General features: G+C 59.9%; 24 protein-coding genes. 2 read left to right on the plus strand and 22 right to left on the minus strand.

Features of this window, described 5'->3' with window-relative positions:
• From AC1RBA_RS26415 to AC1RBA_RS26460, 10 genes are all read right to left on the minus strand, one after another.
• A partial coding sequence (locus AC1RBA_RS26415) for a two-partner secretion domain-containing protein (RefSeq protein WP_492420379.1) occupies positions 1–2,478 on the minus strand: 2,478 nt, incomplete at its 3' end.
• A 57-nt stretch (positions 2,479–2,535) separates the two neighbouring features.
• Positions 2,536–3,084 carry a toxin-activating lysine-acyltransferase gene (locus tag AC1RBA_RS26420; protein WP_070221506.1) on the minus strand — a complete coding sequence of 183 codons (549 nt, stop codon included), beginning with the start codon at positions 3,082–3,084 and terminating at the stop codon, positions 2,536–2,538.
• Between the two features lie 16 nt (positions 3,085–3,100).
• Positions 3,101–4,873 (minus strand): ShlB/FhaC/HecB family hemolysin secretion/activation protein, encoded by a 1,773-nt coding sequence (locus AC1RBA_RS26425; RefSeq protein ID WP_121669227.1) that lies wholly within the window; start codon positions 4,871–4,873, stop codon positions 3,101–3,103.
• Between the two features lie 597 nt (positions 4,874–5,470).
• Complete coding sequence (locus AC1RBA_RS26430) at positions 5,471–6,295, minus strand: immunity 49 family protein (RefSeq protein WP_492420382.1); 825 nt, start codon at positions 6,293–6,295, stop codon at positions 5,471–5,473.
• Complete coding sequence (locus AC1RBA_RS26435; protein WP_070288032.1) at positions 6,292–6,858, minus strand: hypothetical protein; 567 nt, start codon at positions 6,856–6,858, stop codon at positions 6,292–6,294. The genes AC1RBA_RS26430 and AC1RBA_RS26435 overlap by 4 nt, the downstream gene beginning before the upstream one ends.
• A gap of 51 nt (positions 6,859–6,909) precedes the next feature.
• Positions 6,910–7,932 carry a tyrosine-type recombinase/integrase gene (locus AC1RBA_RS26440; protein WP_070288030.1) on the minus strand — a complete coding sequence of 341 codons (1,023 nt, stop codon included), beginning with the start codon at positions 7,930–7,932 and terminating at the stop codon, positions 6,910–6,912.
• Positions 7,933–8,330: 398 nt separating this feature from the next.
• Positions 8,331–9,941 (minus strand): glutamine-hydrolyzing GMP synthase, encoded by a 1,611-nt coding sequence (guaA, locus tag AC1RBA_RS26445; protein ID WP_070288027.1) that lies wholly within the window; start codon positions 9,939–9,941, stop codon positions 8,331–8,333.
• Positions 9,942–10,011: 70 nt separating this feature from the next.
• Positions 10,012–11,472, minus strand: a complete 1,461-nt coding sequence (gene guaB / locus AC1RBA_RS26450; RefSeq protein WP_034752206.1) for an IMP dehydrogenase — start codon at positions 11,470–11,472, stop codon at positions 10,012–10,014.
• 133 nt (positions 11,473–11,605) lie between these two features.
• Positions 11,606–11,902 (minus strand): RnfH family protein, encoded by a 297-nt coding sequence (locus tag AC1RBA_RS26455; RefSeq protein WP_070221508.1) that lies wholly within the window; start codon positions 11,900–11,902, stop codon positions 11,606–11,608.
• Positions 11,895–12,326 (minus strand): type II toxin-antitoxin system RatA family toxin, encoded by a 432-nt coding sequence (locus AC1RBA_RS26460; RefSeq protein WP_035818194.1) that lies wholly within the window; start codon positions 12,324–12,326, stop codon positions 11,895–11,897. Before AC1RBA_RS26460 ends, AC1RBA_RS26455 begins: the two co-directional genes overlap by 8 nt.
• A gap of 93 nt (positions 12,327–12,419) precedes the next feature.
• On the opposite strand from AC1RBA_RS26460, the gene smpB reads away from it, so the two are divergent.
• Positions 12,420–12,869, plus strand: coding sequence for an SsrA-binding protein SmpB (smpB, locus tag AC1RBA_RS26465; protein ID WP_034784131.1), 450 nt, complete (start codon positions 12,420–12,422; stop codon positions 12,867–12,869).
• A 305-nt stretch (positions 12,870–13,174) separates the two neighbouring features.
• Here smpB and AC1RBA_RS26470 read toward each other — a convergent pair whose 3' ends face one another.
• From AC1RBA_RS26470 to ppsA, 5 genes are all read right to left on the minus strand, one after another.
• Positions 13,175–13,483 carry an H-NS histone family protein gene (locus AC1RBA_RS26470; protein WP_010397665.1) on the minus strand — a complete coding sequence of 103 codons (309 nt, stop codon included), beginning with the start codon at positions 13,481–13,483 and terminating at the stop codon, positions 13,175–13,177.
• A 607-nt stretch (positions 13,484–14,090) separates the two neighbouring features.
• Positions 14,091–15,035, minus strand: coding sequence for an SPFH domain-containing protein (locus tag AC1RBA_RS26475; protein WP_070221509.1), 945 nt, complete (start codon positions 15,033–15,035; stop codon positions 14,091–14,093).
• 15 nt (positions 15,036–15,050) lie between these two features.
• Positions 15,051–15,467 carry an NfeD family protein gene (locus AC1RBA_RS26480; RefSeq protein ID WP_070221510.1) on the minus strand — a complete coding sequence of 139 codons (417 nt, stop codon included), beginning with the start codon at positions 15,465–15,467 and terminating at the stop codon, positions 15,051–15,053.
• Between the two features lie 176 nt (positions 15,468–15,643).
• Complete coding sequence (locus AC1RBA_RS26485) at positions 15,644–16,141, minus strand: Dps family protein (RefSeq protein WP_034752224.1); 498 nt, start codon at positions 16,139–16,141, stop codon at positions 15,644–15,646.
• A 145-nt stretch (positions 16,142–16,286) separates the two neighbouring features.
• A complete protein-coding gene (gene ppsA, locus AC1RBA_RS26490) occupies positions 16,287–18,719 on the minus strand; it encodes a phosphoenolpyruvate synthase (protein ID WP_070221573.1) in 2,433 nt (810 codons plus the stop codon).
• A gap of 152 nt (positions 18,720–18,871) precedes the next feature.
• Between ppsA and ppsR the strand changes: the two genes are divergently transcribed.
• Positions 18,872–19,720 carry a posphoenolpyruvate synthetase regulatory kinase/phosphorylase PpsR gene (ppsR, locus tag AC1RBA_RS26495; RefSeq protein WP_070288024.1) on the plus strand — a complete coding sequence of 283 codons (849 nt, stop codon included), beginning with the start codon at positions 18,872–18,874 and terminating at the stop codon, positions 19,718–19,720.
• A gap of 44 nt (positions 19,721–19,764) precedes the next feature.
• Here ppsR and AC1RBA_RS26500 read toward each other — a convergent pair whose 3' ends face one another.
• From AC1RBA_RS26500 to lpxD, 7 genes are read right to left on the minus strand one after another with little or no spacing between them, the layout of a single operon-like run.
• Positions 19,765–20,967, minus strand: coding sequence for an aminotransferase class V-fold PLP-dependent enzyme (locus tag AC1RBA_RS26500; protein ID WP_492420385.1), 1,203 nt, complete (start codon positions 20,965–20,967; stop codon positions 19,765–19,767).
• 11 nt (positions 20,968–20,978) lie between these two features.
• Positions 20,979–21,764 (minus strand): TrmH family RNA methyltransferase, encoded by a 786-nt coding sequence (locus AC1RBA_RS26505; RefSeq protein ID WP_492420387.1) that lies wholly within the window; start codon positions 21,762–21,764, stop codon positions 20,979–20,981.
• The gene (gene rnhB, locus AC1RBA_RS26510; RefSeq protein ID WP_070288016.1) at positions 21,761–22,399 is read right to left on the minus strand and encodes a ribonuclease HII; all 639 of its coding nucleotides are present in this window, start codon (positions 22,397–22,399) and stop codon (positions 21,761–21,763) included. Before rnhB ends, AC1RBA_RS26505 begins: the two co-directional genes overlap by 4 nt.
• Positions 22,400–22,443: 44 nt before the next feature.
• Entirely contained in the window at positions 22,444–23,628 is a 1,185-nt protein-coding gene (gene lpxB / locus AC1RBA_RS26515; RefSeq protein WP_070288510.1) for a lipid-A-disaccharide synthase, read from the minus strand.
• Positions 23,612–24,403, minus strand: a complete 792-nt coding sequence (gene lpxA / locus AC1RBA_RS26520; RefSeq protein WP_070221515.1) for an acyl-ACP--UDP-N-acetylglucosamine O-acyltransferase — start codon at positions 24,401–24,403, stop codon at positions 23,612–23,614. Before lpxA ends, lpxB begins: the two co-directional genes overlap by 17 nt.
• A gap of 1 nt (position 24,404) precedes the next feature.
• On the minus strand, positions 24,405–24,899 hold the full coding sequence (fabZ, locus tag AC1RBA_RS26525; protein ID WP_034752234.1) for a 3-hydroxyacyl-ACP dehydratase FabZ: 495 nt from the start codon (positions 24,897–24,899) through the stop codon (positions 24,405–24,407).
• Positions 24,896–25,951: a UDP-3-O-(3-hydroxymyristoyl)glucosamine N-acyltransferase gene (gene lpxD / locus AC1RBA_RS26530; RefSeq protein WP_070221516.1), complete on the minus strand. Its 1,056-nt coding sequence runs from the start codon at positions 25,949–25,951 to the stop codon at positions 24,896–24,898. Before lpxD ends, fabZ begins: the two co-directional genes overlap by 4 nt.
• Positions 25,952–25,954 lie beyond the last annotated feature (3 nt).

Consider the following 25,954-nt stretch of genomic DNA (forward strand, 5'->3'; position numbering starts at 1 on the left):
CAGGGCCAGCTGGCCCGCCGCCAGGTTTTGTCCCTTGGCCAGCAGCGCCTGTGCCGTCGTCACGCGCAAGTCGCCCGCCGCCAGCAAGCCGCCATCGGCCTTCACGCCCGCGCCCAGCAGGCTCGATGCCGAACTGTCCAGGCTGGCCGCCTGGAGCGTCGCATTGCCCTGCGCCGCGATCACGCCCGTATTCACAATGGCACCCGTCGCCTTGAGCGTTTGATGCGCGCCTGCGTACAGGCTGCCGCTGTTGTCGACCTTGCCGGCCGCAATCGCCAGGTCACCCGCCGCAAACACGCTGCCGGCCGTATTCCGCAAATCGCCGATGGCCAGGCTGGCCGCACCGGATACCGCCTGGATCTGGCCGCGCGTATTGTTCACGTCGCCAGCATTCAAGGTCAGGGAAAGTCCAGCAGCCAACACACCGCCCGTGTTGTTCAGGCCCCCGGCAACGTTCATGTTGACGGCCTGCGCTGCGGCAATGCGGCCATGCTCGCTCAGCACACTGGCTGCCGACAGGCCAAGACTGCCGTTGGTTTCCAGCCTGCCGCCGCTATTCTCCAGCCCCCGCGCAACATCCACCGTTGTTTGCTCGGTTCCCGTTTGAATGAGGCTGCCACCGCGGTTATCCAGCGTACCTGCTTGCACAGTCAGATGCCTGGCCAGCGTCGTCGCCTCGCGGTGGTCCACTGCGTCAGCCGCGAGCGCAAGGTCGCCATTGCCGGTTATCTGTCCACGCTGATTTGCCAGCGAGGCGGCATGAATAGCAAGGGCACCCGTGCCCGCATGTTCGATCTTGCCGCCTGTATTGACCAGCGCCGCCACATCCACGGTCAGGTTGTGGCTATTGGTGGCAATCCGTCCAGCACTATTATCGAGTTGACCAGGCAGACGAAGCGCAAGGTCGCCTTCGCCAAGTTGCAAAATCTGGCCCCCCACATTCGATATGTCATGCGCAGCAATACTCACCTCTCCGCCCGTTGCCTGCGCACCATCGGTACGCAGTAAACGCGTGGTCTGCAGCGCCAGCGTGTCGCGCGCGGCCAGCCCGGCGTGCCGGGCATCCAGGTCTCCCTGGCTTGCCACGGCAGAAAGCTGTCTGGCGGACAGATTAGCCCCGGCGAGATCGACTGCGGTTGCCGCAATCCGCACCGTATTGCCCGCGGCGCCGATGCCATGGATACCTGCACCTGCATTTGCCTCGACGGTCAAATCGCCCGTTGGACGAAGCATATTGTCAGCATTCAGGCCAGCAGCCAGCACCGCACCGGCGGCTGAATCAACGCGGCCGCCTCCATGCAGCGCAGTATTGCCAGCAGCAGCGATCACGCCGTTGTTGCTGATATCACCACCGCTTGAAATACCAGTATCGCCTGCGGCATAAATCGTGCCCGCATTTTGCAAATTCCCCGCTGCGCTGGCCTGTACCTGGCCACCTTCAGCACCAGACTGAATATAGCCACTGTTGCTGATCCAACCATCCGAATGCAGCACCACATTACCCACCGATGCGGCCACGGTTCCGGCGTTACGCGTACCGATACCAGCCTCGGTGCCTATCAGTGTAATTTTTCCGGCATACATGCCGCCCAACTGGGCGACATCCAGTGCAAACGCAGGCTTCGCGCCATCGCCAGATGCGGCAGCCTCGACCGCATGATTTGCATCCATCCGGTTCGCGCCCGTGACGACCCGCAGATCGTTGGCCCATATGCCAGCATTCACTTGCACAGCCCGAGCCAGAATGGACGTGTAATCGCTTTGTGACGTATCCAGTCCCCTGCCGCTGACGGTGACCATGCCCCGCTGCACCACATAGCCGTCGAGATTGCCGCCATTGACAATGGGAGAACCTGTCGTCAACGTCACGCGGCTGGCGTTGATAAAGCCGCCGCCATCCACAGCTACCCCGGAAGGATTGGCGATGATGACCTCTGCGCGTTGTCCCGCCACTTCGACATAGCCGCGCAACTGGCTGGGATTGGCGGAATTGACTTCGTTCAGGATGACGCGCGCGCTGCCGCCGGCCAGCCACGGATTGCCTTGTACCCAGCCACCGGTCTGGGTTTGCGTATTGCCACGGCTGTTATTCAGGATGACGCCATTGCTCTGCACGTCAAACTGGCTATACGTATTGCGCGACACGCCTGCCCCGCTCGGCGTCTGGATATTCACTTGCGGTATGCCATTTGCTGTCTGCAACACGGTTGGACGCTGGCCTCCCGGGGCATTGCGATCCGCCACGACCTGACCATGCGCAGCACCGGTCACAAAAAGCAGCATGCCCAAGGCACTGAATACCGCGAGGCAGGCCGGCCGCAACGTTGCCAGCGTCAATTCCGCGCCACCTCCCCCTGCACCCTCGTTCATGACACTTTCGCCGCCAGGAGCTTTACCTTGCGACGTGGCATTCTCGCCCACCACCATCAATTGGCCACGGCGTTGATTGAATATGATGCGGTACAGGTGCTTATTCATGGATTCTTCTCGTTGAGAACACCTAACAAAACTTGCTGCGCTAGGTGTTATAAATATTTAAATGGATGTCGTTTTGGCGTAATTGGCATGCATGGGCCTGGCGCTCCACCAGCTGGCCGCCTGCTCCTTGGAAACCGCGCAACCGCGGGATGTTTTTACTTGCAAACCCGTCTCGTCTCCCTTGTGATACAAAAACCGGTAACAGGATTCGGAAAGGCGTGTAGAAACTTCGCGTACGAACGATGCCGTGTGGCCAAATGGAGCGACCCAGTCCGTAATCCACATGCGGTCGCCGCTATTCCAGTCTTCCGGGCGCATCAAGGTATGGTTACCGTCTGCCAGATAGCGGCTTTCGGCATCGGCATCGAAATTTGCCCAGGCCACGTAAGCCACCGGCTGCTGAACGCCATCGAGCGACGTCAACGCCAGCATGAACTGCTGCTGTTTGATCGGATTCAACAAAGTCTGGCTGAAAGACGCTAGCGGCAGATCGCGATGATTCTTAGAATGCATGCAAAGCCATGTCAGCGCGCCAAACAGTTCTGCCTCGCTGTGCCCAGGCAAGCCCAAGGCGGGGGCGATAATGTCCAAAGAAGAGGTACTCATGGTGTCGGATATATGATTAAAAGCTCGCGTTCAAATTGAAGCCGGCCGTATGGCTGGCCGTACGGAACAGCTCAGGTTTGCGCACGGGCCAGCCGACAAAGGCGTCGTACTGCACGCCCAGCCACTGCCCGCGCAAGCCGACAAAGCCGCCCGTCAGGCGCCGCGCGATCAGCCATTCGGCGGACGGTCCCGCTACTTCGCCGTGGTCCAGGCCCGCATACGCTTCCTGGCCGCTGCTGCCCAGCGGCACGCCGAGCTCGTTGCGCAGCAGCCAGCCGCGTTCGGCCGACAGGCTGCTTTCGCCGTCGTAGCCGCGCACCGTGTAGCGCCCGCCGATGGCAAAGCGGTCCTGCGGCACCAGCGGCGTGCGGTTGTGCTGCATGCGCCAGCTGCCCGCGTAGCGCAGCGGCTGGCCGGCCAGCTTGAACGGCGCCGACAGGGCCGCGTCGGCCAGGATCAGTTTGAAACGCGACGTACCCTCGCCAAACGCTTCCTCGGGCGCCGCCATCGCATGCATCGCGCCCGTGCCGCGCCGGTATTGCAGGTTGAGGTCCAGGGTGGCCTGCCCCAGGAATTCGCGGTGGCCAAGGCCCAGTTCCCAGCCGGCCATGCGGCGGCGCTGCACTTCCACTTCCGTGTCGTCGATGAAGTTTTGCGCGGCGCGCTGCCAGCCGCGCAGGGACAGCGTCGTCTTGCGCGACGCGTCGCGGTACACCAGGCGCGACAGTTTCACTTCCTTGTTTTGGCTGGCGCCGCTGTAGTTGTAATCCTGGCTGATGCCGGCCACGGACTGGTGATAGCGGCTGTCGCTGGCCGTGAAGGCCAGCAGCCAGTAGGCGTAGGGAATCGAATAGTGGGCCACCATGCCGCCTGTGCCGCGCGGACCATTGCGGTTGCCGTCGACGTTCTGGTTCAGGCTCAAATAAAACAGATCGTTCAGGGTCAGCCAGTGGTCATACGACAGAGTCACGCTGCCCTGCAGTTTGCCCGTCGAGCGCGAACCGCCGTCGTCGAGGCCCAGCGCCAGGCGGAACGGCAAACCCTGCTTCCACTGGATCTGCAGGTCGCTCTCGCCCGGCTTCGCATTGCCGCCCTCGGCCGGCATGATCTGGATATCGGCTTCGGCCGTCGGCACGCGCTTGAAGTTTTCCAGCGCCTGTTCCGTATCGCGCACATTGAGCAAGTCGCCGGGCCGCGCCGGCACGGCATTCCACCAGGTGGCGCGGGGGTTGGTGCCGGGCGCAAAACCAATCTGGCGGATGCGGCCCGGTATCAAGGTCAAGGTTAAGGTGCCCTTGCTTAAATCCTGCGGCTCGGCCAGCACGCGCGTAGTGACAAAGCCGCGCGCGATGATGGCGTTCTGCATGCGCCCCATCAGCACATTGATGGCCTGCGTGCCCAGGCAGCGGCCCAGCGGCGAGTCCGGTGCCCCCAGGTCGTCGTGCCCGGCTGCGGCCAGCGCCCACTGGAACCGGGCGGCGTCCTCGCCCCGCAATTGCAGATGATCGATGGTAAAGCACGGCGATTCGCCTGTGGGCACGCGGTTGGCGGAAGCGGCCGCGGGCGCCTCGAGCAGGCGCACGTCGGGATTGCGCTCCTGCTGCTGGCGCAGGAGGCGCTCACGTTCTTGCTGGCGGATCAATTCTTGGCTGGCATCGTCGCGCTGGCTGCTGCCAGGCGGGGTGGGAAGGGGCGGCGCGATTTCGGGACGGGTCTGCGCGGACACGGCGGCACACAAGGTGCCGCTGAACAAAAATACACCGCACCATGGCGTCAAGCGCAGGTGCATATGTTGCCTTAAGTAATTATTTACGTAAGGAAATTATAAATTAATTATTTCTATGGGGCAACTTTATTTATTTCTTGAGAACTTTACCTGTTTGGTAACTGTCTTTCAACTATCCAATTACCACTAGTAAAACCCCGCGCGGCCCGGCGGCGGCACAGCAGGCAATGGCGTCCGGCATTGATGTATAAAAAAAAAGCCCTGTAAAAACAGGGCTTTGGCTTACTCGCTTTATTCGGAAATGCAAAGTTTCTTTATGGGGACTCGCTCCCACTCGATTGTCAACGAGCTGGCTAAACGCTTGATTTTTCAGTGTTTTCCACGTTATTCAGTTGCCGATACCCTCAGAAATACCCACACGGGATCAGTACTTCACTAGCGAGAACAATCAATCTCACAAACATATGGCCCAACAACTTTCTACGGCCTATACCATGCTCCACACTGCCGCCGCTTTTCACGTATCGAGCAAAACAGTCAGTCGAGCCGTATCGGTATTTAGTAAAGCGCACCTGCTGCAGATCAAGACGGCCAAGGCTGAGATCGTATATGAATGATGGACCTGCCCCCGGCCCGCTGCTGGCTCAGCAGCTTACCGAATTACTTAAACTGTCTTTTTAGCCAACGGAGAATGTCTGCGACGACACCTTGGGGAGCAGGAACCCATTCAGGAGCAAGAAATTCATAGACATCGTCATAGTGCGCCAAGGGGCGCACCGGCATCAATGCCATCGGTACCAGAGGGCTATCGATTTGGACAGGAATACCCCTGATCCAGCATAGCTTGGTCTGCAGTACACCCAGATAGGAAAAGAAATCCTCCTCGGCCACATCCGAGCTTTTGATGCTTGCGCTTCGCGTCTGTATGAAATTCTCCAAGCCAGCTTGGTCACGTTTAAGCAAAAGGGAGAAAAAATCCTGGCCTGCAGCACTATCGGCACGATCTGGCTTGCGGCCATTCTTGGCCACCTTCTCAATTTTGGACAGTAAGGCACCGTCGTCACCACGCAATGCAAGTTGGATCATGTGGACATGAAATGCAGTGAGGGTGGGGGCGTTACGCTGTCGAATAAGCTCTTCGGTTTCCGCAACTGCGATTGCTGCGATCACTTTCTCGTTGTCGGAAAGCATACCATACAACAATTCACCTCCAACACAGAAGCTCGCGCCACCATCCTGCACAATGCTCGCCAGTGTCAACCGGCTAGCGAGATAACAGTTCTGCTTGAACTTATCGAGATTTCTTTCCACGAAGAAACCGTAAATGGCGCACGCACGCGCGTGTTCAGCCAGAGTTGTGAGAACAGCACCTAGCCGCATTTGCTTGCGCCGATACATATAGCTATCAACGGAGTCGGGAACTCCCCCCTCAAAAATCGACAAAAGATTTTTCAACCTGTCTGCTGGACTACGTTCTACCGTCACTTTTTACCTCCATTTAATTTTATGACCACTGCCCCATCATCGCCAACACCTGTAACCATTTTTACAAGTCGACCGCTATTCTTCGCCTTGGTCAACAACGCGGCGGTCTGCATCAAAGTTTCGTCACCTGAGTCATTAAGACGCTTAATCGCTCCAGATATCCATTCATCGGTCATCTGTGCGTCCAGCTTAGTTCCGCTATTCGCTCCAGTGAGTTTTATCGACCCATTCGCATTCAACGGTTTGACCTCGTTGATATACACCAGATCCCCCTTGACATATACCCCATCAAAGCAATTTCTACCGCATTTACCCTCAAACGACGTGAATCCATTTCGCATGAAATAGCTATTGGCCACATACTCGCGCAGGTCGCCTTGCAGCGTCGTGTTGGGCAGTTTGCCTATTTGCGCAAGGACGGCTTGTTCCGACGGGAGCAATCGTAACGGCATGCTTTTATCGGTGATTTTACTGGCGCTCAGATTGCCGCCAGCCGACGAACTCACTTTCCCGGCCAAGGCCACATCCGCTCCCGCCCACCACCGCCCGAACGTGCCCGACAAGGTGTTGCCGAGCTTTCCCCCCAGCAGCCATTCCTCGGCCCAGTACTCCTTCTAAGCGGAACCATTCAAAGCAACAAAATAGTCGAGCCGGTTCTGGTCACGGGTCTCCACGCCAGGCATCACAGAACCAGGCGGTTGCATACCTAAAACGTCGTTGAGATATGGGTCGCTACGTTGCGATGGCGTGGCCCCGATATAGCTCTGCGGCGCCCCGTCCCCTGTCATAACGACGCCCCTCACCGTGATCAGCGTTCCCATGTAGGGCCGCAGCATGCTCTCCGCAGTTTGTAGTCGCGTCAAGTAGGACTGCAATTGACCGCGCGCACCCTCACTCCATGTTGCGTCCGTCAGTTCGGATTTGCGCACCATCGTGAGCAACAGTAATTTGCAAGCCAGGCGCAAGGTCGGCGCGCACTGCACGTACTCGATATGTTCGTAGAAAAGCGCGATCTCTTCGGCACCCAACGCGCGGTCGCGCGGCTCAAATACAGCAATGGATGAGGGAGCAACCAGATCCGCAGGATTTTCAACCTTCTTCCCTCTTTGTTCTGCGTACTTAAAGACCAGTTTCACGATATCGCGCGCATGCACGGCCGTCGCGGGGGCGCCACGTGCGAGGATGGCATCGCATACGGAACGCAACTCGTTGTGCGTAATTTCATGTAGCAGGAGACTGCCAAAGGGGCGTTTCAGATCGCGTTCGTACACCGCACGCCGCATGTCGCGCGTCGACTCCGCCATTTTGTACTTCAGTAACCAACGCTCCGCCCACACGCTAAAAGGCTCTCCATCGGCCAGCTGATTGCGCGATTGGGCTTTGAGCCGCGACGGGGACTTGCCTTCCGATTGCGCTTTCTTCGCGTCCTGCAGGCGCTCCCTCGCCTCTTGCAAACTCAAGCCACCGGCACCGTACCGTCCAAGCACCAAGGTTTCGTATCGGCCATTGAGGCGGTAGTTATAGCGAAACGAGATCGTGCCACTGGGAAGGACCGTTGCATACATTCCATCACGATCCGGCACCTTGTAGGCTTTTTCAGCTGGTTTCAGATTTTTCAATTTTGTATCGGTCAGCATGGGCACCTCCCATTCATTCACAAGTCTGTACCGGCACCGGACGCATTTCAAACAATCAATCGCTGAGTACGAAAAAAGTGATATCCACCACCACTCGCGAGGCCCAGATACCCTCGCCCCGACGAGCTTCCCCGGAACCTAAAATTAACCTTAAAATCAATGACTTGGCATAAAAAATACCCTCATTGATACCCTCGCGGTGGAAATGACCAGTAAGAACCAAATGTTAAATATTCCCTACGGCAATTTGAGTCCCCTTAAAAATACCCACAAAAAAGCGTGCTTGGCTCTGCCATGGGTTGCTTGGGTTTGCCAGACAAAATAAAAAAAGCCCCTGAAAAATCAGGGGCTTAGCTGTTGCATTGACCCGGCGTTACCTTACGGTGCCGGACGGGAGATTATTCCCACTCAATGGTCGCCGGCGGCTTGCCCGAAATATCGTAGACGACGCGGTTGATGCCGCGCACTTCATTGATGATGCGGTTCGAGACCTTGCCCAGCAGACTGTGCGGCAGGTGCGCCCAGTGAGCCGTCATGAAGTCCTGTGTCTGCACGGCGCGCAGTGCCACCACGTATTCGTAGGTGCGGCCATCGCCCATCACGCCCACCGATTTGACGGGCAGGAAGACGGCAAAAGCCTGGCTCGTCGCTTCGTACCAGTTGGTCGGCACGCTATCCTGGTCGAAGCCAGGCACCACCACCGGTTCATACGGCGTATTGCGCAGTTCTTCGATGAAGATGGCGTCGGCGCGGCGCAGCAGGTCGGCGTAGTCTTTCTTGACTTCGCCGAGGATGCGCACGCCCAGGCCCGGACCCGGGAACGGGTGGCGGTAGACCATGTCATGCGGCAAGCCCAGGGCCACGCCCAGTTTGCGCACTTCGTCCTTGAACAGTTCGCGCAGGGGTTCGAGGAGCTTGAGCTTCATGGTGTCCGGCAAGCCGCCCACGTTGTGGTGGCTCTTGATGGTCTGGCCCTTCTTGCCCTTGCCGGCCGATTCGATCACGTCCGGGTAGATCGTGCCTTGCGCCAGCCATTTGGCGTTGACCAGCTTGCCCGATTCGACCTGGAACACTTCGACGAACTCGCGGCCGATGATCTTGCGCTTTTGCTCGGGGTCGGTGACGCCGGCCAGGTGGCCCATGAACTGGTCTTCCGCATCGACGCGGATGACTTTCACGCCCAGGTTCTTGGCGAACATGTCCATCACCATCTTGCCTTCGTCCAGGCGCAGCAGGCCGTGGTCGACGAAGACGCAGGTCAGCTGGTCGCCGATGGCGCGGTGGATCAGGGCAGCGGCCACGGACGAATCGACGCCGCCGGACAAGCCCAGGATGACGTCATCGGTGCCCACTTGCGCGCGGATCTTTTCCACCGCTTCGCTGATGTAGTCAGGCATGTTCCAGTCCGACTTGCAGCCGCAGATTTCATGCACGAAACGGCCGATCATGGCCTTGCCCTGCACCGTGTGCGTTACTTCCGGGTGGAACTGCACGCCGTAGAACTGGCGCTCTTCATCGGCCATGGCGGCGATCGGGCAGCTCGGGGTGTTGCCCATCAGCTTGAAGCCTGGCGGCATTTCCAGCACCTTATCGCCATGGCTCATCCATACTTTCAGCATGCCGTGGCCTTCGTCGGTGACGAAGTCGGCAATACCGTTGAGCAGCTTGGTGTGGCTGCGGGCGCGCACTTCGGCGTAGCCGAATTCGCGCACCAGGCCGTTTTCCACCTTGCCGCCCAGCTGGGCCGCCATGGTTTGCATGCCGTAGCAGATGCCCAGCACGGGCACGCCCAGCTCGAACACGGCTTGCGGCGCGCGCGGCGAGTCGCCGTCCAGCGTGGAGTTGTGGCTGCCCGACAGGATCACGCCGGCGGCGCCATAGTTGCGCACGAATTCGTCGCTGACGTCATACGGAAAGACTTCGGAAAACACGCCGGAATCGCGCACGCGGCGGGCGATCAACTGGGTGACTTGGGAACCGAAATCGAGAATGAGGATTTTAGAATGCATGGTCGGAGCTTTATTCAGGGTCAATTGCAAAACCGGCGCACTGGGCGCCGGTCTGGACTTTCGTTACCGCTTACTCGGAGCGATAATTTGGCGCTTCTTTCGTGATCTGCACATCATGGACATGCGACTCGCGCATGCCGGCCGAGGTGATTTCCACGAATTCCGCTTTTTCGCGCAGTTCGTCGATGGTGGCGCAACCGCAGTAACCCATCGATTGACGCACGCCGCCCACCAGCTGGAAGATGATCGCCAGCACGCTGCCCTTGTAGGCCACGCGGCCTTCGATACCTTCAGGCACGAACTTGTCGGCCTTCATGGTGGCGTCCTGGAAATAACGGTCAGCCGAACCGTCGGACATCGCGCCCAGCGAACCCATGCCGCGGTACGATTTGTAGCTGCGGCCCTGATACAGGATCACTTCGCCTGGTGCTTCTTCCGTACCGGCAAACATGGAACCCATCATGACGGTCGAGGCGCCAGCGGCCAGCGCTTTCGAGATATCGCCCGAGAAACGGATACCGCCGTCGGCGATACATGGCACGCCCGTGCCTTCCAGTGCTTCGGCAACATTCGAGATGGCCGTGATTTGCGGCACGCCCACACCGGCGACGATACGCGTGGTGCAGATCGAGCCAGGACCGATGCCGACCTTGACCGCATCGGCGCCGTATTCCACCAGCGCCTTGGCGGCGGCGGCGGTAGCGATGTTGCCACCAATCACTTCTACTTGCGGGTACTTGGTCTTGATCCAGCGTACGCGGTCGAGGATGCCTTGCGAGTGGCCGTGGGCCGTGTCGACCACCAGCACGTCGACACCGGCGGCGACCAGCAGATCGATGCGCTCTTCATCCTTGGCACCGACGCCGACGGCAGCGCCGACCAGCAGTTTGCCCTGGCTGTCTTTCGACGCGAACGGGTGCGAGGTCGACTTCTGGATATCCTTGACGGTGATCAGGCCGCGTAATTCGAATGCGTCATTGACGACCAGCACGCGCTCGAGACGGTGCTTGTTCATCAGGCGCTTGGCTTCGGCCGTATCGGCGTCTTCCTTGACGACGACGAGTTTTTCGCGCGGGGTCATCTTGGCGGAAGCTTCCGCGTCGAGTTCCTGCTCAAAGCGCAAATCGCGGTTGGTGATGATGCCGACGACTTCCTTGCCTTTGACGACAGGGAAACCGCTGATGCCGTATTGTTCCGTCAGTGCGATCACGTCGCGGATTTTCATTTCCGGCGGAATCGTGATCGGATCACGCAGCACGCCAGCTTCGAAACGCTTTACGCGGGCCACTTCACGTGCCTGGTCCTTCGGATTCAAATTCTTGTGGATGATGCCGATGCCGCCTTCCTGGGCCATCGCGATCGCCAGACGGGCTTCCGTCACCGTATCCATGGCTGCGGACAGCAAGGGAATATTCAGGGTGATGTTGCGGGTCAGGCGAGTTTTGAGGGACGTATCGGCGGGCAGAACGTTGGAGTAGGCTGGGACGAGCAGCACGTCATCGAATGTGAGTGCTTTTTGAAGTAGACGCATAGCATTTCCTATTGGCGCAAAAGCAGATTATACAGAAAAAAGCGCCCTTCGTCCTTGCAGCATAGAAAAGATATTTGAAAATAGCAAAAAATGGCGCTCGCCAGGCAGCGGCCGCCCTGCCCGCCCTGCCCGCTCAGCCCTTCGCAGGCTTGCCGCTGGCCCTGCGCCGGCGCGCCTCTTTCGGGTCCGCCTGCAAGGGGCGGTACACTTCCACGCGGTCATGCTCGTGCAATACGGTATCGAGCGGCTTCTTCTTGCCATAGATGCCGACCATGTTCACGGCCAGGTCGATGCCGGGCATTTCCTGCAGCAAGCCGCTCAGCGCCACCGCCTGCCCGATGGTGGTGCCGGCAGGCACCGTCAAGGTGCGCAAAAAGCTGCTGTCCGGCAAGGCGTGGCACACTTGCACCTGCATGCTGGTCTCAGCCATACACGGTCTCCGCGCGCTTGCAAAAGGAATCGACCATGCTGTTGGCAATCATGCCGAAGACGGGGCCGATGATCTGTTCCAGTACGCGGCTGGAAAACTCGTAGTGCAGGTCCAGTTCGATCTTGCAGGCGTCTTCGCGCAGGGCCTTGAAGGTCCACACGCCGTCGAGGGTCTTGAAAGGACCGTCCACCAGCTTCATCTTGATGGAAGTCGGCGGCACGTTCTCGTTGGACGTGGTGAAGCTTTGGCGCACGCCGTGGTAATGTATGCCCACGCTGGCGACGACCGTGTTCTCGCCCCGCTCGCGAATCTCGACCGCACCACACCAGGGCAGGAATTTGGGATAATCTTCCACCGCCGCCACCAGCGCGAACATTTGTTCGGCGCTATAGCCGAGAAAAACTGATTTATGTACTACTGCCATTGAAGAACCATTTGCTATGATGTTGGATACATTTGATTTTATCGCGCTTGCGCGAGACAGTAGTTTAACCGACCCGCGCACATTTACCATCTCATGACCATAGCAGACAACAGAAAAGCCTTCCACGACTACTTTATCGAGGATCGCTACGAAGCGGGCATCGTGCTGGAAGGCTGGGAAGTCAAAGCCATCCGCGACGCCCGCGTACAAATCAAGGAAGCCTACGTCGTCGTCCGCGGCGATGAGCTCTTCCTGTTCGGCGCGCATATCAGCGCCCTGCCGACCGCCTCCACCCATATCCACCCGGAAGCCGTACGCACGCGCAAGCTGCTGCTGCACCGCGCTGAAATGGATAAACTGATCGGCAAGGTGGAACGCTCCGGCTATACCCTGGTGCCGCTCAACCTGCACTACAAGGGCGGCCGCGTGAAATGCGAGATCGGCCTGGCCAAGGGCAAGAAACAGCACGACAAACGCGCTGCGGAACGCGACCGCGATGGCGCGCGCGAAGTGCAAGCGGCCATGAAATCGCACCGCCGCTGATCCGGCACCGCGCGCAGCGTGCTGCGCCAATACCAACAAGCCCGGCTATATGCCGGGTTTTATTTTGCCGATTGCCTGCGGCAAGCGGGAAAAACTCAGCGCGACGGAATAAAGCAGGGAAAAGAAAGAAGTAAGGCGGGAAATAAAGCGGTATTGGCGAAAAAGCCATGGAGATACGGCGAAGGACATCAACTCTGCCTGCCTCGCCAAAGACAAAAAACGAGGAAAGTTCCGGATGCTTGCATGCTGCCTTATACACCTGTATTACCGCTCAGGACAAGCATCCGAATGAATGGCGTATTACATTACACCTTCAGCAGGTCACGCGACTTGCCCGAATCGGTCCACTCTTTGACCCATTTCGGTTGACGGCCACGGCCAGTCCATTGCTGCGTCGCATCATCCGGATTGCGATAGCGTACGGCAACCGTGCCCGTTTTAGCGCGGATACCCGTACCAACCAGATCTTTTACGGAAACGCCGACGCTCTGTGCGATCGCCAGGATTTGTTCACGCGCTTTGGACAGATCGTCTTGTTCGCGTTTTTTCATTTGCTTCTTGATGTCGTCCTGCAAGGTGCGCAGTTCGGACAGGGATAAGCTGGACAGATCCATGATATTTCCTTGTGTGAGTTGAAAAATATAACTGAACAGTTAAATTCTATCCAATTGTAACGCGATTGAGGTGATTTTTTCTGAAGATTTGATTGTTTTTTACAATTCTTTTCCCAAAAACCCCACTTCCCGGCTTTCAGGCGATGCAAGTCTTCAATCAAGGGGACGGACACCGCAGTGTACCGTCTGCGCCAGTACCTGTATTTTGTGCGGCGGCGATTCAATACAGCGCCATCGGTCACATTTATTCTGCAGTATTTTTTGTTTCATTGCAATTTATAGTAATTAAAAATTGCAATTCAAAACATACACGGGGCCAATACTATCGGCCACCATGCACCGGCCTCCAATCCCGCGTCGTCGTCCATCGCGGACATCGGTGCAGCAGATTCCACTTCAATCAAAAAGATAAGCGTCGCACGACAACATATAACCCAGAAAGTGCGCACAGCATAGCATAAAGAAAATATTCTCAGCGCTACTGATTTCAACGCTGATACTCCAGCTCTGCTGCTGCCATATATTCCAGTGGCGCAAATGAAAACTGCCCGCGATATGGCGGGCAGTATTGACGAAAACTTGCTACGAGTTTGCTATTCACCGGCAATCAAGGAATCGCCACGCCACCTTTCGGCTTCTGGGTTTTGACCACCTGCATTGCCGCGGCGATCAAACCACTCATATCGCCCAGATTGGCCGGCACAATAATCGAGTTATTTGTCTTCGCCAATTGCGCGAAGGCGCCCACATACTGTTCGGCCACTTTCAGGTTGACGGCATCTTCGCCGCCCGGCTCGCGGATGGCGGCGCCGACCTGGCGCAGCGCCTCGGCACTGGCCTGTGCCAGCGCAACGATGGCTGTGGCCTGACCTTCGGCGCGGTTGATCGATGCCTGCTTCTCGCCTTCGGAGCGGGCAATGTTCGCTTCGCGCTCGCCGCTGGCGATATTGATCTGCTCCTGCTTGCGTCCTTCCGAGGCGGCAATCAGCGCGCGCTTTTCACGCTCGGCCGTGATCTGCGCCTGCATCGCATGCAGGATTTCCTTGGGCGGCGTCAAATCCTTGATTTCATAGCGCAATACCTTGACGCCCCAATTCGCCGCCGATTCATCGATGGCATTCACGATGGCAGTATTGATATGGTCGCGCTCTTCAAATGTCTTGTCGAGTTCCATTTTACCGATCACCGATCGCAAGGTCGTTTGCGCCAATTGCGTAATGGCGGCAATATAATTCGACGAACCATATGAAGCACGCATCGCATCGGTAATCTGGAAATACAGAATGCCATCGACCTGCAATTGCGTGTTGTCACGCGTAATGCACACCTGCGGCGGCACGTCGAGTGGAATTTCCTTGAGTACATGCTTATAAGCGATGCGGTCAACAAAAGGCACGACAATATTCAGGCCAGGCCCCAATACCGCATGGAACTTGCCCAGCCGTTCCACCACCCAGGCATGCTGCTGCGGCACCACATTGACCGTCTTGAAGACAAATACCAACGCCAGCAATAACAAGATCAGCGACACGCTTCCGATGCTTACTTCCATAATCTATTCTCCAGGTTATCCAACAATCAAACGGCTGCCACGCACGGCACGTATGGTGTAATGACCGGCCTGCGTATCGCTGCCGGGAATCAATTCCACATCCCATAAGGCGCCGCGATACATGACGCGCGCCGCGCCATCGACCCAGTGCGCGACCGCCACGCTTTGGCCGATATCGAGATTCACATTCGGATCCTGCGCCGCATCGCGCCGCGCCGCCCTGCCAAAACGGCTGCGCCGCAATAACAGCGTAGCCGCCACGCCGACAATGGCGGCCGTCAGGGCCTGCCAGCTGCCATTTCCGCCCGCCAGCGCCACCAATCCTCCGGCGCTGACGCCGATGGCGATCATCAGCAGATAAAACGTGCCCGTAAACAGCTCCAGGATCAATACCGCGCCAGCCGCGACAAACCAGCCCACCCATTCAGCCATGATGCCTCCATCCTTGTGAATCCAAAATAAAAAACCCCGCAGCCTATATAAGCGACGGGGTTTAATGCGCTGCACTGCCTGATATTATTCTTGCCAAACACCTATATACAAGCAGTCTAACGCAATTCCGGATGACGTCAATAGCCGGCGGCGAATTAGCGCCGCCGGCCCGGCGTTTATTCCTCGAGCAGGCTGCGCAACATCCACGCCGTCTTCTCATGCAAATCGAGGCGCTGCGTGATCAAATCGGCCGTCGGCTGGTCATTGGCTTTCTCGAGCAACGGGAACAAACGGCGCGCCGTGCGCGCGGTCGCTTCCTGTGCCGACACCAGGTGGCTGACCATGTCCAGCGCCGGCGGCACGCCGTCGATTTCCTTGATCGAAGCGAGCTTGACGAATTCCTTGTAGGTGCCCGGCGCCGGATAGCCGAGGGCGCGGATACGCTCGGCGATCAAGTCCAGCGCGGCCCACTGCTCCGTGTATTGCGTCATGAACATCAGGTGCAGGGTGTTGAACATCGGCCCCTTGACGTTCCAGTGAAAATTATGGGTCATCAGGTACAAGGTGTAGCTGTCGGCCAGCAGGCCGGACAGGCCTTCCGCAATTTTCGCGCGGTCCGCTTCGGAAATGCCGATATCGATCTTTGCCACTTTGCTCGGTTTCTTGCTTGCCATGTGAACTCCCGTTTCAATGTATTGGTGGAATCATTTTAGCTGATCTGGCGCAAGCCCATCAAATACTGCCGTGCGCAGCATGGCAGGCATAAAAAACCCGCTGCCAGGTCAGTGGCAGCGGGTTTTCAGAGGGCGGGAAAGACGCTTACGCTTTCAGCGCAGCGAGCTTTTGCCAGGTGTCGATCACCGAGTCGGGATTCAGGGACATCGATTCGATGCCCTGCTCCATCAGCCAGACGGCGAAGTCCGGATGGTCGGAAGGCCCCTGGCCGCAGATGCCGATGTACTTGCCGCGTGCCAGGCAAGCCTTGATGGCCAGGGCCAGCAGGGCTTTCACGGCGGGATCGCGCTCGTCGAAATCGGCGGCCAGCAATTCCATGCCGGAATCGCGGTCCAGGCCCAGGGTCAGCTGGGTCAGGTCGTTGGAACCGATCGAGAAGCCGTCGAAATGGTCGAGGAACTGGTCTGCCAGGATGGCGTTCGACGGCACTTCGCACATCATGATGACGCGCAGGTCGTTCTCGCCGCGCTTCAGGCCATTCTTTGCCAGCAGGTCGATGACTTTTTCGGCCTGGCCCAGGGTGCGCACGAACGGCACCATGATTTCCACGTTCGTCAGGCCCATGTCATTGCGCACGCGTTTCATCGCTTCGCATTCCATGTTGAACGCTTCGGAGAAGTCGGCCGACAGGTAGCGCGCCGCGCCGCGGAAGCCCAGCATCGGGTTTTCCTCGTCCGGCTCGTAGCGCGAACCGCCGATCAGCTTCTTGTACTCGTTCGACTTGAAGTCGGACAGGCGCACGATGACTTTTTTCGGCCAGAACGCGGCGGCGATGGTAGCGATACCTTCAGCCAGCTTGTCGATATAGAACGCCTTCGGCGAAGCATGGCCGCGCGCCACCGATTCCACGGCCTTTTTCAGGTCGGCATCGATGTTCGGATATTCCAGGATCGCGCGCGGATGCACACCAATATTGTTATTGATGATGAATTCCAGGCGCGCCAGGCCCACGCCCGCATTCGGCACGGACTGGAAGTCGAACGCCAGCTGCGGATTGCCCACGTTGAGCATGATCTTGGTATCGAGCTTCGGCAATTCGCCGCGCGACACTTCCGACACTTCCGTTTCCAGCAAGCCGTCGTAGATCTTGCCTTCGTCGCCTTCGGAGCAGACGACGGTGACGAACGTGCCGTCTTTCAGCACGTCGGTCGCGTCGCCGCAGCCGACGACGGCCGGCACGCCCAATTCACGGGCAATAATTGCTGCGTGGCAAGTACGGCCGCCGCGATTGGTGACGATGGCCGATGCGCGCTTCATGACCGGTTCCCAGTTCGGGTCCGTCATGTCGGCAACGAGCACGTCGCCTGGCTGCACGCGCTCCATGTCGGCCGGGTCGTGGATCACGCGCACGGGGCCGGCGCCGATCTTCTGACCGATGGCGCGGCCGGACGTCAGCACGGTGCCCGTGCTTTTCAGCTTGAAGCGTTCCTGCACGTCGGTCGCCTTTTGCTGCGACTTGACGGTTTCAGGACGCGCCTGCAGGATATACAGCTTGCCGTCGCGGCCATCCTTGCCCCACTCGATGTCCATCGGACGGCCGTAGTGGTTTTCGATGATGACGGCGTACTTGGCCAGCTCCACCACTTCGCTGTCGTTCAGCGAGTAGCGGTTGCGCATTTCGACCGGCACGTCGACGGTTTTCACGGAACGGCCGGCTTTCGCTTCGTTCGTGAATTCCATCTTCAGCAGCTTCGAGCCGATATTGCGGCGGATCACAGGCGACTTGCCTTTTTCCAGCATCGGCTTGTGCACATAGAATTCATCGGGATTGACGGCGCCCTGCACCACGGTTTCGCCCAGGCCATAGCTGGAAGTGACGAAGACCACGTCCTTGAAGCCCGACTCGGTATCGATGGTGAACATCACGCCGGCCGCGCCCAGGTCGGAACGCACCATGCGCTGCACGCCGGCCGACAAGGCCACTTCAGCGTGCGTAAAGCCCTTGTGCACGCGATACGAGATGGCGCGGTCGTTGTACAGCGACGCGAACACCTGTTTCATGGCTTCGAGCACGTTGTCGATGCCGACCACGTTCAGGAAGGTTTCTTGCTGACCAGCAAAAGAGGCGTCCGGCAAGTCTTCCGCCGTGGCCGAGGAACGCACGGCAAACGACATTTCGGTGTCGGAATCGGCCACCAGCTTGGCGTAGAACTGATCGATTTCAGCGGCCAGGCGTGGCTGGAACGGCGTTTCGACGATCCATTGACGGATCTCGGCGCCGGCTTGCGCCAGCGCGCGCACGTCATCGATGTTCAGCCCTTCGAGGCGCTGGGCGATGCGTTCGGCCAGCGGCAAGCCGCCGTTGGCGCTATACGAAAGGAAATCGCGGAATGCCTGCGCCGTGGTGGCAAAGCCACCGGGCACGCGCACGCCGGCTTCCGCCAGCTGGCTGATCATTTCGCCCAGGGAGGCGTTCTTGCCGCCGACGGATTCGACATCCGTCATGCGCAAATGCTCGAACGAGGCAACATACACCGCGTCCTTGTCTTCCTGCTGTTGCGATACTGCGTTGGTCATAATGACACCCTTACTGATGATAGAAATCTTTACGCGCGGCGCACAGACAGTCTTCTTGTTATTCTTGGCGTCGTGCAGCACAATCATACCGTTGCAGCCATTTTACCTTGTGCGGCGCAAATTGACGACGCACAATCTTGATCCGAAAACCCATGACACAAGAACCACGCCCTCCTCTGCCCTCCGCGGCCCGCACCGTCTTCTTCGTTTCCGACGGTACCGGCATCACCGCCGAGACGTTCGGCCACTCGGTGCTGACGCAGTTCGACCTGCGCTTCCGTCAGATCCGCCTGCCCTTCATCGACACCATGGACAAGGCATACGATGCGGCGCGCAAGATCAACGAAGCCTTCGCCGCCGATGGCCAGCGCCCGATCATTTTCTCCACCCTGGTGAAGAACGACCTGTCGGCCGTGATCCGCAAGTCCAGCGGCATGCACATGGACCTGATCCAGACCTTTGTGGCCCCGCTGGAGCAGGAGCTGGGCGTGATGTCGACCCATACCATCGGGCGCTCGCACAACATCGTCGACAGCGAGGAATACAAGAACCGCATCGAGGCGATCAACTATTCGCTGGCGCATGACGATGGGCAGTCGCACAAGAACCTGTCCTCGGCCGATGTCATTCTGGTGGGTGTTTCGCGCTCTGGCAAGACCCCGACCAGCCTGTATCTGGCCATGCAATACGGTATCAAGGCGGCCAATTATCCGCTGATTCCCGACGATTTCGAGCGCGACAAGCTGCCATCGGCCCTGCTGGAATTTAAGAATAAAATTTTCGGATTGAGCATTACGCCCGAACGTTTGTCGGAAATACGCAACGAAAGACGCGCTGGAAGCAAGTATGCGGCGATTGAAAACTGCCGTTACGAAGTCAACGAGGCGGAAAAAATGATGAAACGCGAGGGTATCCGCTGGCTCTCCTCGACCACCAAGTCGATCGAAGAGATCTCCACGACGATCCTGCAAGAGATCAAGCCGAACCGCCGCGAGTACTAGAACACCTGACCAAACCTGCTGCGCGTGCGCTCGCGACGGTTTTGTCAGGCGTTCGCCTCGCTGGACAGCACCGTCAGCGCCGCCACCAATTGGTCCAGTTCAGCGGTGGTGGTGGTGATTGCCACCGTGGCGCGCACGATGTCGGCATCGCCAATATTGCGCTGCACGGTAAATATTCCAAAACGCTGCAGCAAGGCTTGCTGCAGATCGCGCGCGCCCATGCCGTCGACGGCAAAGGCGACCAGCGCCGTGCCGCGTTTGGCATCGAGCGGCGACAGGATGCGCACGCCGGGCAACTGCGCCGCCCGCTCGACCCAGTAATTGCGCAGCCAGGCCAGGCGTTCGTTCTTGGCCGGCGTGCCGCCCAGGCGCGCATGGAAGTCCAAGGCGGCAGGCGCGGCCAGGATGGCGCCGATCGGCGGCATGCCCATGTGCAGGCGGCTGCGGATATCGTCCAGCGGATAATCGTCGTCGCCACAATGCGGCTCGATCTTGTGCAATTGCGATGCGCGGATATACACGACACCGAGTCCCGCCGGGGCCCCCAGCCATTTGTGCAGATTGAAACCGGCGAAATCGACGCCCATGGCCTGCACGTCCACGTCGACCTGCCCCAGCGCATGGGCGCTGTCGAGCAGCACGTCGATACCGTGTTCGCGCGCCAGCGCCATGATTTCCTGTAGCGGCAGTTGCTGGCCATTAGCCGGCGTCACCTGCGACAGCAGCAGCAATTTGGGCTTGACGGCCTGGCGCATGGCTTGCGCGTAGCGGGCGATGATCTCGTCATCGCCGATGGGCAAGTTCAATGCGACTGGCGTGCTGGTGACGCCACGGCGCTGCGCCAGCCAGCGCATGGCCGTGCGCATGGCCGGATAGTCGAGATTACTCCACAGCACGGTATCGCCGGGCGCCAGGCCGTGGTATTGCGTGATCAGCACCTGCATCGACTCGGTGCCGCTGCGGGTCAGCAGGATTTCATGCGGTTCCGCATGGATCAGCGCGGCGACGCGCCGGCGCAGAATATCCACATGCGTGCGCGTGAATTCGCCGCGCACGAAAGGACTCAGTTGCTCGTTGGTGTAGCGCACGGCCTGCTCGAAGGCCGCTTGCACGGGGGCGGCCATGGCGCCGAAATAGCCGTGCTCGAGATTGACGATGGCGTCCGGCGGCGCGGGATAAAACCTGGCTACCTGGCGCCACCAGGCCTCGTCACGTGCGGCGCCGTCGGCCAGCGGAGGGATGGACATGGCTACCCTGTTCAGGCCTGGCCCTGGCGCAGCTGCTCGAAGAAGCACACGGCGGCGCAGGCGGCCACGTTCAGCGATTCGATCTGGCCCAGGTGGGGAATGACCACCTGGTGCGTGGCCATCGACAGCAGGTCGTCGGCGACGCCCTGCCCTTCATGGCCGAACAGCCAGGCGACGGGCTGGCGCAGGTCAACGTCGTACAGACGCTGCGTGGCGTAGCCGCTGGTGGCCAGCGTCGCCACCTTGGCATTCGATACGAGTGCCGCCAGGTCGACGTTTTCAAAGATGTCGAGCACGAAGTGCGCGCCCATCGCCGCGCGCAGCACCTTGGGCGACCAGCAGAAAGCCGTGCCGGCGCTGCAGTACACCTGCGTGATGCCGGCGGCGGCCGCGCTGCGCAGGATGGAGCCCACGTTGCCCGGGTCTTGCAGGTTATCGAGCAGCACGGCCGACACGCTCAGGGGCTGCGTGACGGCCCGTTCCGGCGTTTCGACGAGGAACATCACGCCCACGCCATGTTCGACCTGGCTCACCGCGTTATACAGCGCATCGGGCAAGCCCAGTACGTGCGCGCGCCGGCTTTCCAGCTGGCCGACGATCTCCGCCACTTCCGGGTTCTGCAAGGCGCTTTCGCTGACGATGCACTGCTCCGGCATGCCGCGCAGCTGCAGATAGGATTGGCACAGGTGCACGCCGTCGAGCAGGGTGCGGCCCGACTTGCGGCGCGCCTGCGAACTGCCCGCCAGCTTCAATAAATCCTTGTATTGCGCATTGTCGCGCGAGGTAATCGTCTTCATGCCGCCACCTCCTGCCCGCCAAACAGCGCGATCACGTTGCGCACGGGCGCGAACGAGCGGCGGTGCACGGGCGAGGCGCCGTGCAGGTGCAGGCGCTCCAGGTGCAGCTTGGTGCCATAGCCCTTGTGCTGGTCGAAGCAGTACTCGGGATAGGCCGCATGCAGGTGCACCAGCGCCGCATCGCGCGCCGTCTTGGCAAGGATGGAAGCGGCAGAAATGGAATCGACCTTGTCGTCGCCGCCGATGATGGCCATGCCGCGTATCGGCATCACGGGGCAGCGGTTGCCGTCGATCAGGGCCAGGGTCGGCACGGTCGCCAGGGCCTCGACGGCGCGGCGCATGGCCAGCATCGACGCCTGCAGGATGTTCAGGCGGTCGATTTCCTCTTCCGACGCTTCGGCGATGGCCCAGGCCAGGGCCTTGGCCTTGATTTGCGGCGCCAGCAGGTCGCGCCTGGCTTCGCTGAGTTTTTTCGAGTCGCGCAAGCCGTCGATGGGCTGGTTCGGATCGAGGATCACGGCGGCGGCGAACACGGGGCCGGCCAGCGGACCGCGGCCTGCCTCGTCGACGCCGCAGATGATTTCATCGAGCGAGAATGGCAAGTCGTCAAACAGGCCGGGATAGATATTTTTCACGTTGAATCTTTGGTTGGTGCTGCGGTTGAAGCGGTGATTCGGGCTTACTTGCGGTTGGCGGCGATGACCTGCATGACGGCGTTGGCGCTTTCGCGCGCGCTGTCGCGCAGCAGACTGTGGTGCATGTCCGTGAAGCGCTGCACCAGGCGCAAACGGCCCGGCACGTCGCTCAGCTGCTGCCACATGGCGTCGGCGAGTGCTTGCGGGCTGGCCGCGTTTTGCAGCAGCTCGGGCACCAGGTAATCGCGCGCCAGGATGTTCGGCAAGCCTATCCACGGCTGGTAGCCCATGTGGCGCATGATTTCCCACGAAGCGCGCATCATCTTGTAGGCGATGACCATCGGTTTCTTGTACAGCGCCACTTCCAGCGACGCCGTACCGGAAGCCACCAGCACCGCATCGGCGGCGCAGATGGCCGTGTGCGAGCCGCCATCGGTGAGCAATATCTCGACGTCCTGCAAGCCCGCCTCACGGATCAGTTGCAAAAAATACTGGCGCTGCTTTTCGCCGGCCATGGGCGCGACGAAACGCAGGGAGCGGTCGCGCGCCAGCAGCAGCTTGCAGGCGCCGACAAACGCCGCGGTATTGTATTTGAGTTCGCCCATGCGGCTGCCCGGCATCAGGGTCACGACATTCGCGTCTTGCGGCAAGCCCAGGACACGGCGCGCGGCCGCCTCGTCGGGCTGCAAAGGGATCATCTCGGCCAGCGGATGGCCGACATAGGTGACGGGCACGCCCGCCTTGCGGTAGATCTCTTCCTCGAACGGGAAAATCACCAGCATGTGCGAGACGGCCTTGATGATTTTCTTGATACGGCCGCCGCGCCAGGCCCATATCTGCGGCCCGATGTAGTGCACGGTAGGGATGCCGCCTTCCTTCAGCTGCTGCTCAAGGCCCAGGTTAAAGCCCGGGTAGTCGGCGCCGATGAAGACGGCGGGACGCTCCGCCAGCAGCTGGTCGCGCAGCGCGTTCTGGATGCCCTTGATTTCGCGGTAGCGGGGAATGATCTCGAACAGGCCGCGCACGGTCAGTTTGTCGAGCGGCCAGTCGGACACGAAGCCCTGCCTGGCCATGTGCTCGCCGCCGATGCCGTGGAAGCGCGCGCCGGGCAGCTGCGGCACGAGGCCGGACAGCAGCCGGCTGGCCAGCAAATCGCCCGACACCTCGCCGGCGACGATGGCGACATTGGCGACACCGAGGCCGCGGTCCTGGTCAGCGGACGATGCCACGCGACGCCACGCCAAGGAATTCGCGCATGGCGCGAATGTGTTGCGCCACCTCGGGCGAGGAAGCCTGCTCTTCTTCGAACAGGGCCGCCTTGGACTCTTCCAGCGTCAGTCCCGCGCGGTAGATGAGCTTATACGCGGCGCGGATGCCGTTGATCTGCTCGCGCGTAAAGCCGCGGCGTTTCAATCCTTCGATGTTGACGCCATGCGCCTGTGCCGGATTGCCGTTCAACAGGACGAACGGCGGCACATCCTGCGTCAGGCTGGTGCTCATGCCGACAAAGGCGTGCGCGCCGATCTTGCAGAACTGGTGCACATTGGCAAAACCGCTCATGATGACCCAGTCGCCGATTTCCACGTGGCCCGCCAGCTGCGCGTTGTTCGAAAAGATAGTGTTGTTGCCCACCAGGCAGTCGTGCGCCAGGTGCACATACGCCGAGATCCAGTTGTCATTGCCCAGGCGCGTCACGCCGCCGCCCTGCACGGTGCCCGTGTTGAAGGTGCAGAACTCGCGGATGGTGTTGCGGTCGCCGATTTCCAGGCGCGTCGCCTCGCCCGCCCATTTTTTATCCTGCGGCTGCGCGCCGATGGAAGAAAACTGGAACAGGTGGTTGTCGCTGCCGATCGTCGTATGGCCGTCGATCACCACGTGCGGGCCGACCCTGGTGCCGGCGCCGATGCGCACGTGCGGACCGATGATGGTGTACGGACCCACCTCGACCGAGCTGTCAAGCTCGGCCTTCGGATCGATGACTGCCGTGGAGTGGATGGCCGCCATGTTACTGCCCCGCTGGCTGGCTCGCAGACTGGCTGGCATCCTGCGCGCTGCGGATGGTGCACATCAGTTCCGCTTCCACCGCCAGCTTGCCGTCAACCGTACCGACGGCCTTGTATTTCCAGATGCCGCGCGAGACGCGCAGGATTTCCACATCCATCTTCAATTGGTCGCCCGGTTCGACTGGACGCTTGAAGCGCGCATTGTCGATGCCGACGAAGTACACCACCGAATTTTCATCCGGTTTCACGCCCATCGACAGGAACGACAGCAAAGCTGCCGTCTGCGCCAGCGCTTCGATCATCAGCACGCCGGGCATGACCGGCTTGTGCGGGAAATGGCCCTGGAAGAACTCTTCGTTGACCGTCACGTTCTTGATGGCGGTGATGGTTTTATCGGCTTCCCAGTCCAGCACGCGGTCGACCAGCAGCAGGGGGTAGCGATGCGGCAGCAGCGATTTGATGGCGAGGATGTCGAGGGTCTTTTTTTCAGTAGTCATTTTTCGTCTTGCGTGGTCAGTGTTTTAATTGTTTTTTCAAGCGCGCGGATCTTCTCGCGCATGCTTGACAGGTTGCGCACGATGGCGGCGCTCTTTTCCCAGTCGGCGTTCTTGGCCAGCGGATAAAAGCCCGTGTACTGGCCCGCTTCCAGGATCGAACGCGAGACCATGCTGCCCGAGCCCACGTGGACGCGGTCGGCAATGGTCAGGTGGCCCAGCACCATGGCGGCGCCGCCAAAGGTGCAGTACTTGCCGATGATGGCGCTGCCGGCCACGCCGACACAGCCGGCCATGGCCGTGTGCGCGCCGATATGGCAGTTGTGGCCGATCTGGATCTGGTTATCGAGCTTGACGCCATCTTCGATGATGGTGTCGGCCAGTGCGCCGCGGTCGATGGTGGTGTTGGCGCCGATATCGACATCATCACCGATCACCACCCTGCCCGTCTGCGGTATCTTGATGTAGACGCCGCCTTCGTTGGCGAAGCCGAATCCGTCGGTGCCGATCACGGCGCCCGAATGGATGATGCCGCGCTGGCCGATCACGCAGCGCGCGTGAAAGGTCACGTTGGCGAACAGCTGGGTACCGGCGCCGATGACGGCGTCGCGCCCCACCACGCAGCCGGGGCCGATGACGCAGCCGGCGCCGATCACGGCGCCCGCTTCGATCACCGCATGCACGCCGACGGAGGCGCTGGCGTCAACCTGCGCGCTGGCGTCGACAAAGGCGCCCGGATGGATGCCGATTGGTGCCGTGATCTCGTGCAGGGCGGCGAAATACTGCGCCGCGCGCGCGAAATACACATAGGGATTCGGGGTGACGATGCGCGCGCCGGCGTAGTCGACGCCGATCAGCGCATCGTCGGCCGGCGTGAGGATCAGCGCGGCGGCGCCGCTCTGGGCCGCCTGTGCGCGGAATTTGCTATTGCTGAGAAAGCTGATGTGCGAAGCGCCGGCGTCGGCCAGCGGTGCGATACCTGACACTTCCAGGTTGGGATCGCCCGCCAACTGCCCGCCGAAGCGTTCGACCAATTCTCCTAGTCGAGTGCCCATCTA

This window comes from Janthinobacterium sp. GW823-FHT03B06 (assembly GCF_058796955.1).

What these genes read in the sequence shown, in the direction of transcription:
- AC1RBA_RS26420 (WP_070221506.1), bottom strand. Translation starts at nt 3,084, where the DNA reads ATGAGTACCTCTTCTTTGGACATTATCGCCCCCGCCTTGGGCTTGCCT.
- AC1RBA_RS26425 (WP_121669227.1), bottom strand. Translation starts at nt 4,873, where the DNA reads ATGCACCTGCGCTTGACGCCATGGTGCGGTGTATTTTTGTTCAGCGGC.
- AC1RBA_RS26440 (WP_070288030.1), bottom strand. Translation starts at nt 7,932, where the DNA reads ATGCTGACCGATACAAAATTGAAAAATCTGAAACCAGCTGAAAAAGCC.
- guaA (WP_070288027.1), bottom strand. Translation starts at nt 9,941, where the DNA reads ATGCATTCTAAAATCCTCATTCTCGATTTCGGTTCCCAAGTCACCCAG.
- guaB (WP_034752206.1), bottom strand. Translation starts at nt 11,472, where the DNA reads ATGCGTCTACTTCAAAAAGCACTCACATTCGATGACGTGCTGCTCGTC.
- AC1RBA_RS26455 (WP_070221508.1), bottom strand. Translation starts at nt 11,902, where the DNA reads ATGGCTGAGACCAGCATGCAGGTGCAAGTGTGCCACGCCTTGCCGGAC.
- AC1RBA_RS26460 (WP_035818194.1), bottom strand. Translation starts at nt 12,326, where the DNA reads ATGGCAGTAGTACATAAATCAGTTTTTCTCGGCTATAGCGCCGAACAA.
- smpB (WP_034784131.1), top strand. Translation starts at nt 12,420, where the DNA reads ATGACCATAGCAGACAACAGAAAAGCCTTCCACGACTACTTTATCGAG.
- AC1RBA_RS26470 (WP_010397665.1), bottom strand. Translation starts at nt 13,483, where the DNA reads ATGGATCTGTCCAGCTTATCCCTGTCCGAACTGCGCACCTTGCAGGAC.
- AC1RBA_RS26475 (WP_070221509.1), bottom strand. Translation starts at nt 15,035, where the DNA reads ATGGAAGTAAGCATCGGAAGCGTGTCGCTGATCTTGTTATTGCTGGCG.
- AC1RBA_RS26480 (WP_070221510.1), bottom strand. Translation starts at nt 15,467, where the DNA reads ATGGCTGAATGGGTGGGCTGGTTTGTCGCGGCTGGCGCGGTATTGATC.
- AC1RBA_RS26485 (WP_034752224.1), bottom strand. Translation starts at nt 16,141, where the DNA reads ATGGCAAGCAAGAAACCGAGCAAAGTGGCAAAGATCGATATCGGCATT.
- ppsA (WP_070221573.1), bottom strand. Translation starts at nt 18,719, where the DNA reads ATGACCAACGCAGTATCGCAACAGCAGGAAGACAAGGACGCGGTGTAT.
- ppsR (WP_070288024.1), top strand. Translation starts at nt 18,872, where the DNA reads ATGACACAAGAACCACGCCCTCCTCTGCCCTCCGCGGCCCGCACCGTC.
- AC1RBA_RS26500 (WP_492420385.1), bottom strand. Translation starts at nt 20,967, where the DNA reads ATGTCCATCCCTCCGCTGGCCGACGGCGCCGCACGTGACGAGGCCTGG.
- AC1RBA_RS26505 (WP_492420387.1), bottom strand. Translation starts at nt 21,764, where the DNA reads ATGAAGACGATTACCTCGCGCGACAATGCGCAATACAAGGATTTATTG.
- lpxA (WP_070221515.1), bottom strand. Translation starts at nt 24,403, where the DNA reads ATGGCGGCCATCCACTCCACGGCAGTCATCGATCCGAAGGCCGAGCTT.
- fabZ (WP_034752234.1), bottom strand. Translation starts at nt 24,899, where the DNA reads ATGACTACTGAAAAAAAGACCCTCGACATCCTCGCCATCAAATCGCTG.
- lpxD (WP_070221516.1), bottom strand. Translation starts at nt 25,951, where the DNA reads ATGGGCACTCGACTAGGAGAATTGGTCGAACGCTTCGGCGGGCAGTTG.